Source organism: Sphingobium sp. S6, from assembly GCF_905120495.1.
Lineage (GTDB): Bacteria > Pseudomonadota > Alphaproteobacteria > Sphingomonadales > Sphingomonadaceae > Sphingobium > Sphingobium agri.
The window spans coordinates 92,226-110,115 of sequence record NZ_CAJHOG010000005.1 but is presented as its reverse complement, the minus strand read 5'-3'; the positions used below and the strand labels follow the sequence as shown (position 1 = coordinate 110,115).

Annotated in this window: 13 protein-coding genes; 12 read left to right on the top strand and 1 reads right to left on the bottom strand. The window is 58.8% G+C overall.

What is annotated here, in order from left to right; genetic code table 11:
• Positions 1-8: 8 nt before the first annotated feature.
• Together SPHS8_RS15030 and SPHS8_RS15025 are read left to right on the top strand one after the other, a co-directional pair.
• Positions 9-767 carry an SDR family NAD(P)-dependent oxidoreductase gene (locus tag SPHS8_RS15030; RefSeq protein WP_201516247.1) on the top strand — a complete coding sequence of 253 codons (759 nt, stop codon included), beginning with the start codon at positions 9-11 and terminating at the stop codon, positions 765-767.
• 78 nt (positions 768-845) lie between these two features.
• Entirely contained in the window at positions 846-3,239 is a 2,394-nt protein-coding gene (locus SPHS8_RS15025; protein ID WP_201516246.1) for a membrane-bound PQQ-dependent dehydrogenase, glucose/quinate/shikimate family, read from the top strand.
• Between the two features lie 28 nt (positions 3,240-3,267).
• On the opposite strand, the gene SPHS8_RS15020 is transcribed toward SPHS8_RS15025, so the two are convergent.
• Positions 3,268-4,755: a class I adenylate-forming enzyme family protein gene (locus SPHS8_RS15020; protein ID WP_201516245.1), complete on the bottom strand. Its 1,488-nt coding sequence runs from the start codon at positions 4,753-4,755 to the stop codon at positions 3,268-3,270.
• Between the two features lie 670 nt (positions 4,756-5,425).
• Between SPHS8_RS15020 and SPHS8_RS15015 the strand changes: the two genes are divergently transcribed.
• The 10 genes from SPHS8_RS15015 (at position 5,426) to SPHS8_RS14970 (ending at position 17,886) form a co-directional block, all read left to right on the top strand.
• Complete coding sequence (locus tag SPHS8_RS15015; RefSeq protein WP_201516244.1) at positions 5,426-7,585, top strand: TonB-dependent receptor; 2,160 nt, start codon at positions 5,426-5,428, stop codon at positions 7,583-7,585.
• Positions 7,586-7,720: 135 nt separating this feature from the next.
• On the top strand, positions 7,721-9,358 hold the full coding sequence (locus SPHS8_RS15010; RefSeq protein WP_201516243.1) for a carboxylesterase/lipase family protein: 1,638 nt from the start codon (positions 7,721-7,723) through the stop codon (positions 9,356-9,358).
• Positions 9,359-9,503: 145 nt separating this feature from the next.
• Complete coding sequence (locus SPHS8_RS15005) at positions 9,504-9,911, top strand: nuclear transport factor 2 family protein (RefSeq protein WP_201516242.1); 408 nt, start codon at positions 9,504-9,506, stop codon at positions 9,909-9,911.
• Positions 9,912-10,060: 149 nt separating this feature from the next.
• The gene (locus SPHS8_RS15000) at positions 10,061-11,299 is read left to right on the top strand and encodes a cytochrome P450 (RefSeq protein ID WP_236575189.1); all 1,239 of its coding nucleotides are present in this window, start codon (positions 10,061-10,063) and stop codon (positions 11,297-11,299) included.
• 37 nt (positions 11,300-11,336) lie between these two features.
• On the top strand, positions 11,337-12,104 hold the full coding sequence (locus SPHS8_RS14995) for an SDR family NAD(P)-dependent oxidoreductase (protein ID WP_201516240.1): 768 nt from the start codon (positions 11,337-11,339) through the stop codon (positions 12,102-12,104).
• Between the two features lie 39 nt (positions 12,105-12,143).
• Complete coding sequence (locus SPHS8_RS14990; protein WP_201516239.1) at positions 12,144-12,878, top strand: SDR family oxidoreductase; 735 nt, start codon at positions 12,144-12,146, stop codon at positions 12,876-12,878.
• Positions 12,879-12,910: 32 nt separating this feature from the next.
• The gene (locus SPHS8_RS14985) at positions 12,911-13,711 is read left to right on the top strand and encodes an MOSC domain-containing protein (protein ID WP_201516238.1); all 801 of its coding nucleotides are present in this window, start codon (positions 12,911-12,913) and stop codon (positions 13,709-13,711) included.
• 177 nt (positions 13,712-13,888) lie between these two features.
• Positions 13,889-14,860, top strand: a complete 972-nt coding sequence (locus tag SPHS8_RS14980) for a PDR/VanB family oxidoreductase (protein WP_201516237.1) — start codon at positions 13,889-13,891, stop codon at positions 14,858-14,860.
• A 71-nt stretch (positions 14,861-14,931) separates the two neighbouring features.
• The gene (locus SPHS8_RS14975; RefSeq protein WP_201516236.1) at positions 14,932-16,575 is read left to right on the top strand and encodes a long-chain fatty acid--CoA ligase; all 1,644 of its coding nucleotides are present in this window, start codon (positions 14,932-14,934) and stop codon (positions 16,573-16,575) included.
• Between the two features lie 102 nt (positions 16,576-16,677).
• Positions 16,678-17,886 (top strand): cytochrome P450, encoded by a 1,209-nt coding sequence (locus tag SPHS8_RS14970; protein WP_201516235.1) that lies wholly within the window; start codon positions 16,678-16,680, stop codon positions 17,884-17,886.
• The last annotated feature ends 4 nt before the right edge of the window (positions 17,887-17,890 follow it).

Below are 17,890 nucleotides of genomic sequence, written 5' to 3'. Positions count from 1 at the left end.
GAACTCGAATGGACCAGGAAGATATGGGTGAATTTTCGGGCAAGTCGGTCCTGATCACGGGTGCGGCCGGGGGGTTCGGCCGCGTGCTGACATCCAAACTTCTGGAAGCTGGCGCCAACATCGTCCTGGGCGACCTCAATGAGGCGGCGCTTGCGGAACTGGCGGCCTCGCTTCCTGGGCGGATCGCCTGGATGCGCTGCGATGTCACGGTGGAAGCGGACCAGAAGGCATTGGTCGATCTTGCAGTCGCCACTTATGGCCGCCTTGACATCGCCATCAACAATGCGGGCGGCACATCGCCCATGAAGAGCTTTCTCGACACGACCGAACAGGACCTTGATCGGAACTTCGCGCTGAATGCCAAGAGCATTTTCCTAGGCATGAAGCATCAGATTGCCGCGATGATCGATGGCGGCGGCGGCTCGATCATGAATGTTGCGTCCGTCGCCGGTATCGCAGGCGCGCCGAAAAATGTCGCTTACGGCGCGGCAAAGCATGCGGTGATCGGCATGACGCGCACCGCCGCGGTCGAATTTGCGCGCAGCAATGTCAGGGTGAATGCGGTCTGCCCCTATTTCAGCCTCACTCCGCTCGTCACGCAGAGCAACCTCATCGAACGCAAGAAGCAAATGGAAGCAGCCGTTCCCATGAAGCGCCTGGCCGAACCGGAAGAGGTCGCGTCTGCCATATTGGCGCTGGTGTCGCCTTCCAACAGCTATTTGACCGGTCAGGCCGTTGCCGTCGACGGCGGACTGACCGCTTTTTGATCCAGCGGACACCCCGCGGCGCCCCGCCCAATGCGGCTGGCTCAGACGAGCAGGCGGCGGTCGAAAAAGGAGCAGCACATGCCGGTTGACCCAACGGGAAGCGGCGCTCAGTCCAAGAGCGCCCCTAGCCGCTTATTGCTGAGCGTCTGTCGGCTGTTGGGCGCGCTACTTGTGCTTGTGGGGTTGATCCTGCTGCTGGGAGGTGCATGGCTCGTCCTGCTGGGCGGAACGCCATATTATCTGGTGTCAGGCGCTGCCTTGGCGCTCAGCGGTGGTTTGCTGGCGCGGGCGCGGGTGGCCTCATTCTGGGTTTTTGCGGCCGCCTATGCGGGCACGATCATCTGGGCATTCGCGGAGGCTGGATTGAATTTCTGGCCTCAACTGCCCCGGCTGGGACCCTTTCTTGTCATGGGAGTCATCATGGCGTCGCTCTGGGGATGGCTGGTCCCCCCGATGCGCCGCGCAGCCCGGTCGGCGATGGCAATGCAATTGCTCGTGATCGGTGCCGGAATTGGCGCCATGTTCCTGCCGCATGGCGTGATCCACAGCGCGGAAGCCCGAGCCGACGGCTTGAATGGGGTGAACACCCCGGCATGGCAGTGGCGATCCTATGGTGGGGACACAGGCGCGGGACATTTCGCGCCATTCACGCAGATCAACAGGGACAATGTTTCCCAATTGAAGCCCGCCTGGATATTCCGAACCGGAGAGATCAACGATAGTCCTGACATGCAGGCAACGCCGATCCAAGTAGGATCAAACCTCTATTTCTGCACGGCGCATAACCGCATATTTGCAGTCGATGGGGATACTGGGCGGCGCGTCTGGTCATTCGATCCCCATGTTCGTTCCGATGGCACCTGGAACAGGTGCAGGGGTGTCGCCTTCTATGAAGCTGCTCCTTCACCGGCAGGGGCTAAAGCCGAGGGCAATTGCGCGCGGCGCATTTTGGCCACCACCATCGACGCCCGGCTGATCGCGCTCGACGCGGCCAATGGACAGCTCTGCCGCGACTTCGGCCGCAACGGACAGGTCGATCTGACGGCCGGATTGGGTGAGATGAAGCCGGGATGGTACTATCCCACCTCGGCGCCGCTGGTGGCGCGGGGCAAGGTGATCGTCGGCGGCTGGATATCCGACAATCAGTCGGTCGATGAGCCGGGTGGGGTGGTGAGAGCATTCGATGCCGTCACGGGCCGCCTTGACTGGGCGTGGGACCCTGGGCGAAAGGTAGGGCAGCAGCAGCCCGGTTCCGCTCAGGACCAGTCCGTAAAATTCGCTCGCTCCACACCGAATTTCTGGGGCACGGCAACCTTTGATGAGCAGCTAGGACTCGTCTATGTTCCCACCGGCAATGGCACGTCGGACCATTGGGGCGGGATGCGCTCGCCCGAAACCGACCGCTACTCGACTTCCGTCATTGCCATCGACGTAGAGACCGGACGCCTCGTTTGGCATTATCAGACGGTACATCACGACCTGTGGGATTGGGATCTGTCCGCCCCGCCCGCATTTGTAAACATGCCCGATGGGCGCGGAGGTTTGGTTCCCGCCCTGGTGCAAGTTGGCAAGGCCGGTCAGATCTATGTTCTGGACCGGCGCAATGGGCGTCCGGTCACACCGGTTGTCGAGCGCCCGGTTCCGCAAACTGCTGCGCCCGGAGACTATCTGTCACCCACGCAGCCCTATTCCGTTGGAATGCCGCAACTGATCCCGCAACGTTTGAAAGAGCGGGACATGTGGGGCCTTACCTTCTTCGATCAGCTTGCCTGCCGTATCGCTTACCGCAAATTGCATTATGAGGGGCAATATACGCCCCCGGGTGAACGCGACACGCTGATCTGGCCCGGCTATCTTGGCGGCATGAACTGGGGCGGCGTGGCGATCGATCCCGCTCGCAAGCTGCTGATGGTCAACGACATCCGCCTGTCCACCATTGTGCGACTGGTGCGGCGCAAGGACGTGGAAGGCAAAGTCCAGGCCAATTTCAGCCATGCAGGTTATGAACTCCATCCCGTCAAAGGTGCGCCCTTCGGCGTGGAGTTGAAGAGCTTCCTCTCGCTCCTCGGATTGCCGTGCGAACAGCCTCCCTGGGGCAAGATCACGGCGATCGACCTTCAGAGCCGCCGTGTCAGATGGCAAGTGCCGGCTGGAACGGGTCTGGAGCAGACATTCAATCTCGCAGGCGTGGAACTGCCGGTGAAGCTGGGCATGCCATCCATCTCATCGACCATGATGACAGCATCCGGCCTCGTTTTCTACGCTGGTGCCAATGACCCTTTCCTTCGGGCGTGGAATTCCGCCAGCGGGCGCGAGCTGTGGAGGGCGCGGCTTCCCGCCGGGTCGCAGGCGACGCCCATGTCCTATCTTTCCCCACGCACTGGGCGGCAATATGTCGTCGTGGCTGCGGGAGGCACGCCCTATAGCGCGCGCGTCGGGGATTATGTGGTGGCCTACGCCCTGCCGCGATGAATTCCCGCCCGTTCGCGATCGGCAGCGCTCATTGTCCGCTTCGGGCAATCGCGAGGGCAAGGGCGGCCGTGCGATCGATCTTGCCCGAGGCCATTCGCGGCAGGCGATCCACAATGACATAGTTTTTGGGAACGGCATAGCAGGGCAGGTTAGCCGTCAGATGAGCCACAGCGTCATTGCAACTGAATTCCTGACCCTCCCGACATTCCACGACAGCGACGGGCACTTGGTTCAGCACTGGATCAGGCATGCCAACGATCGTGCAGTTGGCGACGCCGCGACATTCCGACAGCAGGCATTCGACGTGGGAAGGCAGGATCTTCTCGCCGCCGCGATTGATTATGTCATCAACCCGGCCGCTGAGATACAGCAGCCCATTCTGATCCATCTTTCCCAGGTCCCCGGTCCGTAACCATTCGCCGCGGGTCTTTCGCGCGGTTTCAGCCGGACAGCGCCAGTAGCCCAACATGCGCGTCGGACCCGCGACCCATATCTCGCCGACCGCACCCGTCGGCACATCCCTGTCCTGATCGTCGACCAGCCGCATTCTCACGCCTGGCGCGGGGAAACCGACCGATGCACCATGGTTATGGATAAGTGCAGGCGGGAGAAACGTGCAGGCGGATCCGAACTCGGTCAGACCATAGCCGTGGACTAGTTCCAGATGAGGCCAGCGGTCATCAAGTTCACGCGACCAGGCCGGGGGCATCGGCGATCCACCGAACACGACAAGGCGGGCAGGTCCGAATATCAGATCGCTTTCGTCCATCAGCATCAACATCCGCAGCACGCTGGGAACAGCGGTGACGAAGGTGGAGGGCGACAGGCGGAAAGCCTCGATCGCATCTTTGCGATGAAATTCTGACACCAGCACCGTCTCGCCACCGACGATCAGCATGTGCCCCAATTGATCGATAAAGCCGGTATTGTGGAACAGCGGCGAAAGGACGATCGTGTTGTCGTCCGGGCCGGTGTTCAAAAATCGCTGATAGGTGGCCGATGCCTCAACTATGGCTCGCGCGCTCAATACCGCGCCTTTTGGCAGCCCCGTCGTGCCCGATGTGAAGCTTATAACCGCTGGATCGTCGGCGGCGGGAAGAGGCGGAAGAGACAGTCGAGGCGGGCGTTCCCATGCTTCCAGCACGTGGAGCGGCACGTCGGCGATCCCGAACATATATTGATGCTTGATGTCCGCCAGGGCGAGCTTCGCCTCCAACAGCGAAGCGCAGTCCGCCATCTGCTTGGGCGAAATCCGGTTGTTGACGAGAACTGCGATGGCCCCCAAGCGCATGATGCCGAGATAAGCGACCACCCAGTCAATGCTGTTGTAGCCCACGACAATGACTCGGTCGCCTGCAGCCACGCCCAGATCCATGAGCCATTGCGCTCGGCACTCCGCTTCCTTCGTCAGTTGGGCGAAGGTCAGCAGCCTCGATCCGTGCCTGACCGCAGTCCGATCGGAACCATGCTCAGCCCAGTGATAGAGACTGTCCCAAAGGCGTTCGGGTTTGCACATCGGGGGCGGACTCTCTCTGGAGTGATCCGTCCGGCTGACAGCATCAGATAGGATCATCGCTATTGCGCCACTTCCTCTCGCCATATCCGAACGCCGATGAACGCAGGCAGCCTGGAAAGGCTTGTCTGTTGGCTGCAAAGATCGGCGTAACGTTTCTTTTGCCACTATCCATATCGTTACTCCCCCAGCGACGGCAAATGATCTTTGTCGTCGCGTGCGGATCGCGCGCCCGCTGGACACCTGTCAGGATGGCTCGACTACATGCCTACAACGGACGGCGTTCACCAGTCCTCCAGTCCCATCCTTCCTGCGCTGCGAAGACGGCCTGTTCTGCGGGATAAGATCATCCGCTGTCTTCTTCGACAGGGCTCCCACGATGACGCGAAGACGCATATCAGCCAATAGGCTTGACATACGAACAACCGTTCATTAATATTCTTATCACTCCAGCAGATCTTTACAGAGAGGACGGGGGGGAATCATGAAAATATCGGACAAACTTACGTCGAACGCGCGCGATCGACTCGGTGGCATCTCTCGCGTCAGGCGCGGCCGGAGGTCCATATGGCGACAGGCGTGTCGCGCCGGTCTTCTTGCGGGCGGATGCCTATCGCTTGTCATGGTCAGCCCGTCCTATGCGCAGGCGCCTGAGCCACAAGCCCGTGAGAGCATGGGTGAGATCATCGTGACCGCACAACGGCGTGAGCAATCGATCCAGAAGGTCGGCATCGCTATCACGGCGCTGTCGGGCGACGAACTGTCCAAACTGGGGGTCGCGACCGCATCCGACATAGCCCGCCAGGTCCCCGCGCTGGAATTTGACAGCGGCAGTGGCGGTGGGCTCAATGCCTTTGTTACAATACGGGGCGTGTCGCAAGTCGACTATTCGGAGCATCAGGAAGCGCCCAACGCGGTCTATCTTGACGAGGTCTATGTTCCGACGCCATCGATGGTCGCCTTTCCGGTCTATGACCTTGCGCGCGCGGAAGCGCTTCGCGGGCCGCAGGGAACGCTTTTCGGCCGTAATTCCACTGGCGGCCTGCTTCAGTTCGTGACCAAAGACCCCACCAAGGATTGGGACGGCTATTTCAATACCGAATATAGCAGTTTTTCCACAGGCCGAGTCGAAGGCGCTGTCGGCGGTCCGATAGCCGACGGCGTTTCGTTCCGTCTCGCGGGCTTTGGACAGATCGGTAATGGATGGTTCAAGAACAATAATCCGAGCGGCAAGGACAGTTTCGAATCCAACAGCTTCGGCATACGCGGGAAGCTTGCTTTCGACATCGGTTCTGACTGGAAGGCGATCGTGACGGGGTCGCTGAACAAGAGTCCGAGGCATCGGGAGGGCGTCTACAAATCCTACCCGGTCTATGTGGATGCCAATGGGGTTACCCAGTTCGTCCCCGCCAATGTCGATATCTACGGTACGGGCGCCGGCAATGATCCGTTCGGATATCGCGACCCCAGTAGTGACGGAACCGAAGGGTCGTTCAACGATGTCGGTTTCCTGAAAAAGCAGACCTATTATGGAACGCTGAAGCTGCAAGGGTCGGTCGGCGGTGCGACGCTGACGTCGATCAGCAATTATACCAAGTCGGACATCGATTATCTCGAGGATTCGGACGGTACGCCCAATAACATCTTCAATTTCGGAAGCGGTGGCTACACTCGCCAATTTTCCCAGGAATTGCGGCTGTCGGGCGATGCAGGTCCATTGAATTGGACAGTAGGCGGCTATTTCCTGGACCTCAAAGGTTCCTATTACACGGACTTCATCCTGATTGGCATCTTCGACGCCATCAACACATATCAGCAGCGCACACGCTCTTACGCCGCCTTTGGCCAGATCGAATATGAAATTCTGCCGTCGGTGAAGGTTACCGTCGGGGGACGCTACACCCATGACCGTAAAGTGTTCAATTCTCAGGTTGCGCTTGGGCCGCAAGACCCTAACTACACTGGCACATCTGCTGACCAATATTGGAATTTCAATGCCCAATCGGCAGCGGCATGGGGCAGCTCAAACAGGCAGAGCCGAGGAGACTGGACCGGCAAGTTCCAGCTCAGCTATGAACCCGACAACAATCTGCTGCTTTATGCGGGGGTCAGCCGTGGCATTCGTGCTGGTGGCTTCAATGCCACGGCTGACGGCACGCTCGGTCTCCAGCCCGATGGCGTGACGGTCGACTATTCGGCAGTTCCCTTCGGAAACGAGACGGTGGTTGCCTATGAAGGCGGTGCGAAGTTGCGCGTTTTCGACGGCAAGGCCAATATTCGCGCGAGTGCTTTCTATTATGATTATACCGGTTATCAGGCATTCAACTACAATGGCCTGATCTCCACCGTATCAAACAATGACGCCTATTATACGGGCGGTGAGCTTGAAATATTCGCGAACCCGATGGAAGGTTTGAATATATCCTTGGGCGCAGCCTATCTGGACGCGAAGGTAAAGGACATCGTGACGCCCGGAGGCGTTGTCGATGTCAGGCCAGTCAAGGCACCCAAATGGTCCCTGAACGGCCTTGTCACGAAGACCTTCGACATCGGCATCTATCAACTCGGCTTGCAATATGATTTCGACTATCAGTCGGAAAGCAAGGCCAATCTGATCGTGTCGCCTGTGACCACATTGCCGTCCAGCTGGATGCACAACGCGCGCATCAGCTTTGGTCGTGAAGATCAGGGATGGGAACTGTACGGCTTCGTCCGCAACTTTACGGACGTGAACCGCAAAGCCTTTGCCTACGACAATAGTTGGACGGGGCTGGCTCTTGGTTCCTTTGCTCCGCCGCGTACCTATGGCGTCGGGTTCCGTAAGGATTTCTGAGCCGATTGGAGCCGGTGGCTGCCAGCCGCCGGCCTTCCCCAAGAATGCAGGCTGGCATGCAGATAGCTGAGACGAGAGATCGTGACCGGGGTAGAGAATGGCATCGGACATTGTTGTGCGTCTCAGGAAACCGCAATGAACCTTGATCGGCGTCGTTTTGTGACGGCAGGTACGAGCGCTTTGTTCATGGGGCAGGGGTTGCTGGCAAGTTCGGCGGGAAACGCGGCTACGGTTGCCCGGCGCCTGGTCAAGACGGTCGAAGGCACGTTGCGTGGCTATGAAACCGCAAAGCTCGCCATCTTCAAGGGTGTCGCCTATGGAGAGGACACCACTCATCGGCGTTTCCAGGCGCCTGTTTCAGTGAAGCCGTGGAATGGCGTGCGAGATGCGTTTGCCTGCGGGTCGCCCTGCTATCAGAATAATCCTGATCCCCCCGCATGGCAGGACGCCCAGCCGGAGAGTGAGGATTGCCTGAAGCTCAATATATGGGCGCCCAAGGACGCGCGGAATGCGCCCGTCATGGTCTGGATTCACGGTGGCGGCTATTGGTGGGGTTCAGGCGGTCTGCCAGCCTATGATGGTTCTGCCCTGGCGGAAAGAGGCGGAGTCATCGTCGTTACGGTGAACCACCGGCTCAACGTCTTCGGTTATCTCAATCTTGGCGCCTTGGTTCCTGAATATGAAGGCGTTGGTAATCCCGGTCATCGAGATCTGGTGGAAGCACTGCGCTGGATTCGGCGGAACATCGCGGTTTTCGGCGGCGATGCTGATCAGGTGACGATCTTCGGGGAATCCGGCGGCGGCGGCAAGGTCACCGCCTTGCTTTCCACGCCTTGTGCGAAAGGGCTGTTTCAGCGCGCGATCGTGCAGAGCTGTTCAGCCCCGCGATTCCGGACGAATGACATGGCCCGAAAGGAGGTGCACGACCTTTGCGTGCTGGCCGGGATCGATCCAGACAACCCGAGCGCTCTGGCCGATGTGCCTGCGGCCCGGCTGAAGGTCGCCTATGCCGAATTCTTCAAGGGCGACGTGCTGAAGGGAGATATTGGCCTGTTGCCGATGGCGCCGGTTCAGGACGGAAATCTGCTGCCCTATCAGCCGCGCGACCCGCGGGCGATGGCCCTGTGGGCGGATGTGCCGCTCCTGGTGGGCACCACGCGTGACGAAGCAGTGTGGCTGATGTCTGTGAACGGGGCCTTGCCGAACCCGTCGAACGACGAGGAGCTTCTGGCTGAACTTGCGCCGATGCATGATCTTGGTCGGCTGCGGCTGAAAGCCTTGGTCCAGGCCTTGCGCGATCAGATGCCCGGTGCTGATTTGCAGCACCTGATGGTCGCGGCCGGAACCGCCATCTGGATGGGTGCCAATGCAGTGCGTCAGGCGGACATGAAAGCCGCTCTCGGCGCCGCGCCAGTCTATTATTATCGCTTCGATTGGGAAGAACCGATCGCGGGTAAATTCTGGGCCTTCCATGGAGCTGATGTGGGCTTTGTGTTCGGCACGCAGGATTTGCCGACGATCATCGAAGCGAAATCGGATGCCGTTGCGGAACGGACCAAGCGCTACCGCAGCGAGCAATGGCATGCCGTTCGCGATGCCATGATGGACAGCTGGATCGCTTTTGCCAAAACCGGGAATCCGGGCAACCCGACGGTGCCGGACTGGGGACCATATTCCCTTACCAGCCGCTCGTTCATGCGGTTCGATACCCGGCCTTTGGTGGACGAGGGTCCTCTTCCTGCTGAAGTCATTGCCCTGTTGTATGATGCTTGAACATGGGCTCTGGGCTTGCCCGATGCTGGACGCCAACGTCATCGCAGGAACATTGACTGACGGGCATGGCCATGCGTAGCTTTGTTAAAGGAACAATCGTTCATTATCAAATCCATATTTCATCTTTCGTGCTGATGAGGTCCCTATGAGCAAGGCTGAATTCAACCGCAAATTGATCAACGACTATCTCGATTGCTGGGAACGCGGCGATATCGAGACGGCGCAGAGCTATTGGTCTGACGACATGTTTTTCTTCCAGGCCGGCCACAGCAAACTGGCTGGAAAATTCGACAGTCCGGCAGATTTCAACAAGCGTTGGGTGCAGCCGTTGCTCGAAATGACCAACAACCGCTGGATGGTTACATCCAACCCGGAAGTCATCCTGTCGGGCGATGATGGCTGTGTCGTGAACATCTATGAAAAGATGGTGCGCGACGGAAAGGGGGCGATCGATACGAACAAGCTGGTCGTCTACACCATTCGCGGCGACAAGATTACCAGCTGTCGTATGTATGACGGCGATCAGGGTGCCATCGACGATTTCTGGTCGTGAAGGGTGAACGCGCGTGGGAAGTCGAGCAGGTGCTGCAGCTGAAATAGCGTGATGTGGCCACAGCATCCACTGACCGCTTCTTGACATACGAACAACCGTTAATTAATATAATTGCAACAGGGCGAGGTGGAGCAGCGATCATGGAAGTGATGGACGAGGCGAGTCTGAAGCAGTTCGATGTACCCGATCATATTCCAAGGGAACGTATCTACGACTTCGACATGTACAACCCCGCGGGCAATGGTGAAAAAGATTATTATGATATTTGGCGAACGCTGCAGGAACCCGGCGTGCCGGACATCATCTGGACCCCGCACAATGAGGGCCACTGGATCGCCACGCGCGGCAGCACAGTCTCGGAAGTGTTGAAGGATTACACCCGTTTCACCAGTGAGATTTTCTTCATCCCCAAGACGATGGGTGCGGAATGGGACGGTCTGCCGTCCATGTTGAACCCGCCTGAACATACGCCCTACCGTCAGATACTGAACCGCTACATGGGGCGCGATAAGATCATGGCGATGGAGCCTGAGATCCGGGCTTTGTCGATCGAACTGATCGAAGCGTTCGCCGCCGATGGGCATTGCGAACTGAAATCGCAACTGGCGAACATATTCCCGATCAAGATGTTCCTCGCGCTCACCAAGCTGCCTTATGAAGATGCCGACAAGCTGCTCCGTTATGTGGCAATGATGATGAAACCCGAAGGCACGGCCGAAGAAATGGCCGATAGCCTGGTCCGGGGGAAGAAGGCGCTGTATGATTACATCGCGCCTGTCCTAGCGGAGCGCACTGCCAATCCCGGTAGCGACATCATCAGCGGAATTGCTCATGCCACAGTTGATGGGCGGCCGCTGACCACGGATGAGAAGAACCGCCTGATCACGATCGTACTGCTGGGCGGGCTCGACACGGTACTGAACTTCATTCCGGTATGCTTCGCTCATCTCGCCCAGCATCCCGAGGTGGTGGAAGAGATACACAAGAATGCCGATCGTCTGGCGATGGTAAGCGAGGAACTGTTCCGGCGCTTTCCGCTCGTGAACGAGGGGCGAATGGTCGCGAAGGACATCGAATATGATGGCGTCCTGCTGAAGGCGGGCGACATGGTGCTTGCACCCACAACGATGCACGGCATCGATGATCGTGAGAATGAGTGCCCGATGAAGGTGGACTTCAACCGCAAGAGGAAGTCGCACAGCACTTTTGGCGCGGGCGCGCATGTTTGCGCCGGGATGCATCTTGCGCGGATCGAAGTGATGATCCTGCTGGAGGAATGGCTGAAGCGCATCCCTCGATTCCGCATGAAACCAGGGTTCAAGTTCGTCACGCGGAGCGGCATCATCGGTTCGGCTGACGCGCTCGAACTCGAATGGGACGTGAACTGAGGTTGCTCTCCGGCAACACGATCAACGCAAAAAGGTAATGACGAAGATGGGCAGACTGGACGGAAAAGTAGCGTTGATCACCGGCGGAAGTGCTGGCTTGGGCCGGGTGACCTCGCTCCTTTTCGCGCGGGAAGGGGCCAAGGTCGTGATCAGCGATCTTGCCGATGGCGCGGAAGCCGTCGCCGATATCGAGGCGATTGGCGGAGAAGCGCTGTTCGTGAAGGCGGATGTCAGTAAGTCGGCTGATGTCCAGAATATGGTGCAGGCGGCCGTCGACCGGTTCGGCCGGCTCGACATCCTCTACAATAATGCCGCCATCTGGTTCGAACAGCCGCCGCTCGCGGATATTTCCGAAGAGGATTTCGACCGTGTCTACCAGGTGAATGTCAAGGGCGTTTTCCTGGGCATGAAATATGGCATCCAGCAAATGCTGAAACAGGGTGGCGGCACCATCGTCAATTGCGGGTCTATCAATTGCTTCGTCGCAGAAGCGGGATCGAGCGACTATGCGACCACCAAGGGCGCGGTGCTGATGCTGACGAAGCAGGGCGCCGTTGAATATGCGAAGAAGAACATTCGCATCAACTGTGTGTGCCCCGGTCCGATGCTGACGCCTATGGTGCGCGCGGCGGCCGAAAAGGCTGGTCAGACGATCCCGGAATTTTCCCAGCAGTGGAAACTTCCTCGTGGGCTGGTTGCCGATCCGCTGGAAGTGGCGAAGGTCGTTCTGTTTCTGGCCAGCGACGATTCTTCCAATCTCTTCGGCGCGTCTATCTTGGCGGATGGAGGCTACACGGCACTATAGCCGGTTGGTCAATGTAAGATCCGGAAGGACGAACGAAAGATGAGCATGCAAAGCGGCCGCGTCGATGGGAAGGTCGCGCTGATCACCGGCGGCGCAAGCGGTATGGGAGAGGCCATCGCCACCCGGTTCGTGCGGGAGGGGGCGTCGGTCGTCATTGCCGACACCGACGCCAGTCGCGGTAAGGCGCTGGAGGAACGGCTAGGCCTACAGGCGCGCTTCATGCCGCTGGACGTGCGGTCGGAGGGAGATTGGAACAGCGCCGTCAATGAGGTCGAGCGGCAATTTGGTCCCCTCAGCATCCTCGTGAACTGCGCTGGTATCTTGAAGGAATCGTCGCTCGAATACACGACGCCGGAGGAATATCGCCTCCTGACCGATGTCATGCAGTTTGGTGTTTATCTGGGCATGCGCGCCGTCGCGCCATCCATGCGCAGGGATGGCGGCGGATCGATCATCAACATTTCCTCGACCGCGGGCATAGTTGGCTATCCCCAGACCTTCGCTTACACGGCAGCGAAATGGGCTGTGCGTGGCATGACAAAGGCAGCGGCGTTGGACCTTGCGGACGGAAAAATCCGCGTGAACAGCATCCATCCCGGCAATACGAATACGCCCATGATACAGTGCAATGACTACTCGGTGGAGGATGTGCCGCTCAAGCGCAACGCGAGCGCGGAGGAGATCGCCCATCTTGCGCTGTTCCTGGCATCCGATGAATCCCTTTATATCACCGGTGCGGAGCATGTAATCGATGGCGGTTTCACCGCATATTGATACGACCGGTAGACGGGAACGAAAGTAGGGGCATGATGAAGGTCAAGGACATCGGCATGACCTTCGTCAAATGCACCCGGTTCCTGAGCGTGGACACCGCGCGCATTGAGATGCATGGCATCGACGGCGACAGGGAGTTCATCCTGCTCGACCAGCATGGTGCGCCAATGCCGCCTCATCATCATGGGCTGTTCGCGCCGCTCGCCTTCTCTTTCGATCCGACGAGCGCGCGGCTGACTCTGACCTTCCCCGACGGCCGCACCGTCGAAGGCAGCGGAGCAGGGAGCAGCGCAACCATGGCGCTGGACTATATGGGTATGCGGACGATCAATGTCCGTGATATTGATGGGAATTGGAACCAGATTCTAACCGAGCATGTCGGCCGACCCGTGCGCATGGTCCGCACCGTCCGGGCCGGTGGCGGTATAGATGTCCTGCCGATTACCTTCTTCACCACGGCCTCACTCCGCATCCTGTCCAAAAAACTGGGACAAGCCGTAGATGCACGACGATTCCGGGCGAATTTGGTGATCGATCATGACCAGCCCTTTGCGGAGGACAGCTGGGAAGGCTGCACCTTGAGGATCGGCGAGGCGTTGCTGCGCGTGCGTAGCGGAGTGCCGCGTTGCGTGGTGACTCAGTATGATCCGGAAACAGGCGAAAATGACATGGCGGTCGTTCCCGCTTTGGGTAAGTTCCGAAACCGCGTTCACCTGCCCGATGGGCTCATGCCGCATTACTGCACGCCTGCTTTCGCTGCCTATGCCGAGGTACTCGAGTCCGGTATCGTACGGCGGGGAGATCAGGTGCAACTTACGGACAGGCCGCATTGACGGAGCTAATGTGCGTTGCTATAAGAACGATCGTTAATTAATATTGTCATGCGCCAAAGAGCCATTGCCGATCAGGCCGATATCCCGCTCCTCTTCATAGAGGCTTGCAAAAAGCGAGGGTAACCGCCGGTACGACTCTTTGCGTAGCTGGACGATGAGGGTGTGAGGATTGTAGGAATGACCACCGGAAACCCGCATTTGGGCGAGTCCAAGCTTGACCTCGTCATCCTGTCGCGGCGCGTGGCGGCCGAAGGCGTGGTCGTACTGGAGTTGGGATCGAGCGATGGTGCTGACCTGCCAGCGTGGGAGCCGGGTGCGCATATCGACCTGGAACTGGCTAACGGGATGATCCGGCAATATTCGCTGTGCGGGTCGCCATCGGATCGCAAGTGCTGGACGATTGGCGTGCTGCGCGAGCCGGAAAGCCGGGGTGGGAGCGCTTTCATTCATGATGTGCTGAAGGAGGGCATGACGGTCCACGTCGTCGGCCCCCGCAACCATTTCAAGCTGGAGCCGAGTGGGCGCTACATCTTCATCGCGGGCGGCATCGGCATCACGCCGATCCTGCCCATGATCGCAGCCGCCGATGCTGCGGGGGCGGACTGGACATTGGCCTATGGCGGCCGCTCGCGGGGATCAATGGCCTTTATGGAAGAGCTTTCCGGTCGCGGTCCTGCCGTTTCGGTGCAGCCTTTTGACGAAGTTGGTCATATCGACCTGGCGTCTCTCCTCGATCACCCGGATACCAGCGCGCTCGTCTATTGCTGCGGCCCTGAGCCGCTGCTTTCCGCGGTGGAAGGCAAATGCGGGAACTGGCCGAGCGGCGCTCTCCATCTGGAGCGCTTTTCTGCCAAGCCGCTGGAGCAGCCCTCCTTCGACGGCCCGTTCGAGGTCGAACTGGCGAGCAGCGGTCAAGTTTATACCGTCACGCCTGGTGAATCGATCATGGAGGTGCTGGAGGATGCGGGCCTCGACGTTCTCTGCTCCTGCCGGGAAGGTGTATGTGGCAGCTGCGAAACGGCCCTCATTTCTGGACCAGCCGACCATCGCGATTCCGTCCTGTCCGAGGATGAGAAGGCACAGAACAGCCGGATCATGATTTGCGTATCGCGCAGCCGCACCGGCGAGCGGCTTGTGCTGGATTTGTGACGGTCGCAGCATGTCGGTGTCGTAAGCTGCTGATAACGGTGAACTTGATCGTGGAAGAATGTGAGCTGTAGATGATCGGGACGATGATGGATTATGAGCTGACGATAGGCTCTATCCTGCTGCATGCGGACCGTTTTCACGGAACCCGCGAGATCGTAGCGCGCCAGCCCGACGGCAGCATCACGCGTAGTTCCTATTCGCAGGTTCTCAACCGAGCGCGGCAGCTGTGCAATGCGCTGACCGGCCTGGGTGTGGTCGCGGGAGACCGAGTCGCCACTCTGGCCACCAATTCCTTACGGCATCTGGAGGTATATTTCGCCGTTCCGGCCATGGGTGCGATCATCCACACCGTAAACCCTCGGCTGTTCCCGGAGCAGATCGAGTTCATCATCAATCATGCGCAGGACAAGGTCCTGTTGGTTGAGCCGCAATTCGTTCCCCTTGTCGAGCAACTCAGGGCAAGCCTGAAAAATGTTCGTCACATCATTGTCATGGGGTCGGGCGGCAGTGACGCTGTTGGGCTTTTGCCTTACGAGGAATTGGTAGAAGCGGCTTCCGGCACCTTTGACTTTCCGGTGATCGCCGAACGGACCGGATCAGCGCTCTGTTACAGTTCTGGCACGACCGGGGTGCCCAAGGGAGTTCTTTATTCCCATCGCTCGGTAGTATTGCAATCACTGGTGATTTCGGGCGTCGACTGGTTCGCGGTCCGACGCCGGGACAGCCTGCTTCCCATAGTCCCCATGTATCATGTGAATGCATGGACGCTGCCTTTTGCAGCGGCGATGAATGGGTCGAAGCTTGTCCTTCCGGGCAGCGCCCTTGATTCACGCAGCCTGTTCGAACTGATCAGCAGGGAACAGGTGACGCTGGCCGCGGGGGTGCCCACCATCTGGAGCGACCTGATCCAGTTTCTGGAAGCGCAAGGCAAACGCATCGACTCGCTTGAGCGCGTAATCGTGGGTGGGACGGCTCCCACGCCTTCGATGATCAAAACGCTGGAGGAAAAATACGGCGTTCAAACCTGTCATGGCTGGGGGATGACCGAAACCAGTGCAGGCGGCCTTTTCAACGCTCCGCATGATTGGGATCATCTCGCCAATGAAGACAGGCGCGTCATGCTCGGCAAGCAGGGACGCACGCCCTATCCTTTCGACATTCGCATTGTCGATGCAGGCGGGGAAGAAGCTCCCTGGGATGGGAAGACTTTCGGCAACCTGCAGATTCGTGGTCCAAGCGTCACATCCTGCTATTATAACGGCGGTGGCCCCCCTGTCGAAGCCGCTCAGGACGGATGGCTCCCGACTGGCGACATCGCGATAGTTGATTCCGCTGGCTATGTCGAAATCGTGGATCGCGAAAAGGACGTCATCAAGTCCGGCGGAGAATGGATCAGTTCCATCGCGCTGGAAAATATCGCTACGTCTCACCCCGATGTTGCCGAAGCCGCGGTCATCGGCGTTCCGCATCCAAGATGGGATGAAAGGCCGCTGCTGGTCGTCGTTCCTCGCGGGGGCTGTCGACCGGATCCCGCCGACCTCATCGCCTATTTCGCAGGCAAGTGCGCGAAATGGTGGATTCCCGACGAGGCCGTGTTGGTGGACAGCATCCCACGGCAAGCAACCGGCAAGGTCTTCAAGGCGCGGCTACGGGAAGACTATGCACACGCCAGAGCGCCAAGCGCGCCCAGTGAAGCCGGCCCAAATACGGTCTGAATTGCCAGGCCCCCGCTTTTCCTCACGCATTTTTCGGCGGGCCTGCTGATATGACCAGCAACAGACATTCGGACATCAAAGAATAGCGGCGGGAGCAGGTAAGTGGTTCATATCCAGGATGATCTGGCCAAGGCACAGGACGAGTTCCTGCCGCTTGGTGACCCTGAATTTGTCAAAAATCCCTATCCCTGGTTCGAACGGCTGCGCAAGGAACGCCCCTTGCATCGGCTGCCGAATGGCACCTATGTCGTGTCACGCTACCATGACATCGTCAAATATGGGCGGTTGCCCGAGCTGACGATATTGGAACCGGAGGACGCGCCGGAAAATGCCTTTACGGCGGGCTTTGGCGATACGATGCTCAGCAGGGAAGGCCCGGCGCATGTCGCGCTGCGCGGCCGCACCGCCAAATGGTTTACCCCGCCGCTGATAAGACAATATGCAGCTGCTGCCGAAAAGGCGGTCAACCAGGTGCTGGATGATTATCAGCCTGGCGAAGTGATCGACGGGCACCACAAGCTGGGCATGATCCCGACGCACGCGCTGATGTGTGACGCGCTCCAACTGCCCACCGACGATCCCGAGTCCGCCGTGAGTGCCATGCTGGACGTGATGCGTGGTATCAGTTCGGTCGCCACCGCTAAAGATGACGAGATCGCCGCGCAGGGTTTCGCTTATTTGCGGTCTCGCGTGATGGATCTGATTTCCTACAAAAAGGAAAATCCTGGCACGGGGCTGGCTGATGCGCTTATCAAGGCTGAAGAAAATGGAGAGATCACACGCGAGGAGATGATCCAGACGCTTTCGCTGTTCTGGGGGTCTGGCGCGCATAATCCATCTTACCTCATTGGTGCGGCGCTAGAATATTTCGCAGGACATCCTGATCTTTATCAGATTTATCGCGAGAAACCGGAAAAGCGGCGCGCGATCCTGAATGAGATCATACGACTGTTCCCTGCGGAATTGTCATTCATACGGAATACTACGAAGCCGGTGGAGATATTGGGCACGCTGATTCCGGAACGTACGCCGGTCCGCTTCCTGCTCAATTCGGCCAATCGCGACCCTGATGTTTTCCCCGATCCGGACAAGGTGGATCTCGATCGTCCGCCCAAAGCCATGCCGCTCAGTTTCGGTATCGGCCCGCACGCATGCGCGGGGACGGCCATTGCTCGGATCGGGGCGGAGATTATCTTCGACATCGTTGCCAACCGGGTGAGGCGGATTGAATTAGCTGGAGATTCAGTCTTCGATGCCACGGACAGATCGCGCGCTTTTATCAGTCAGGCGCTCAGGCTTTATCTCGACTGACAGG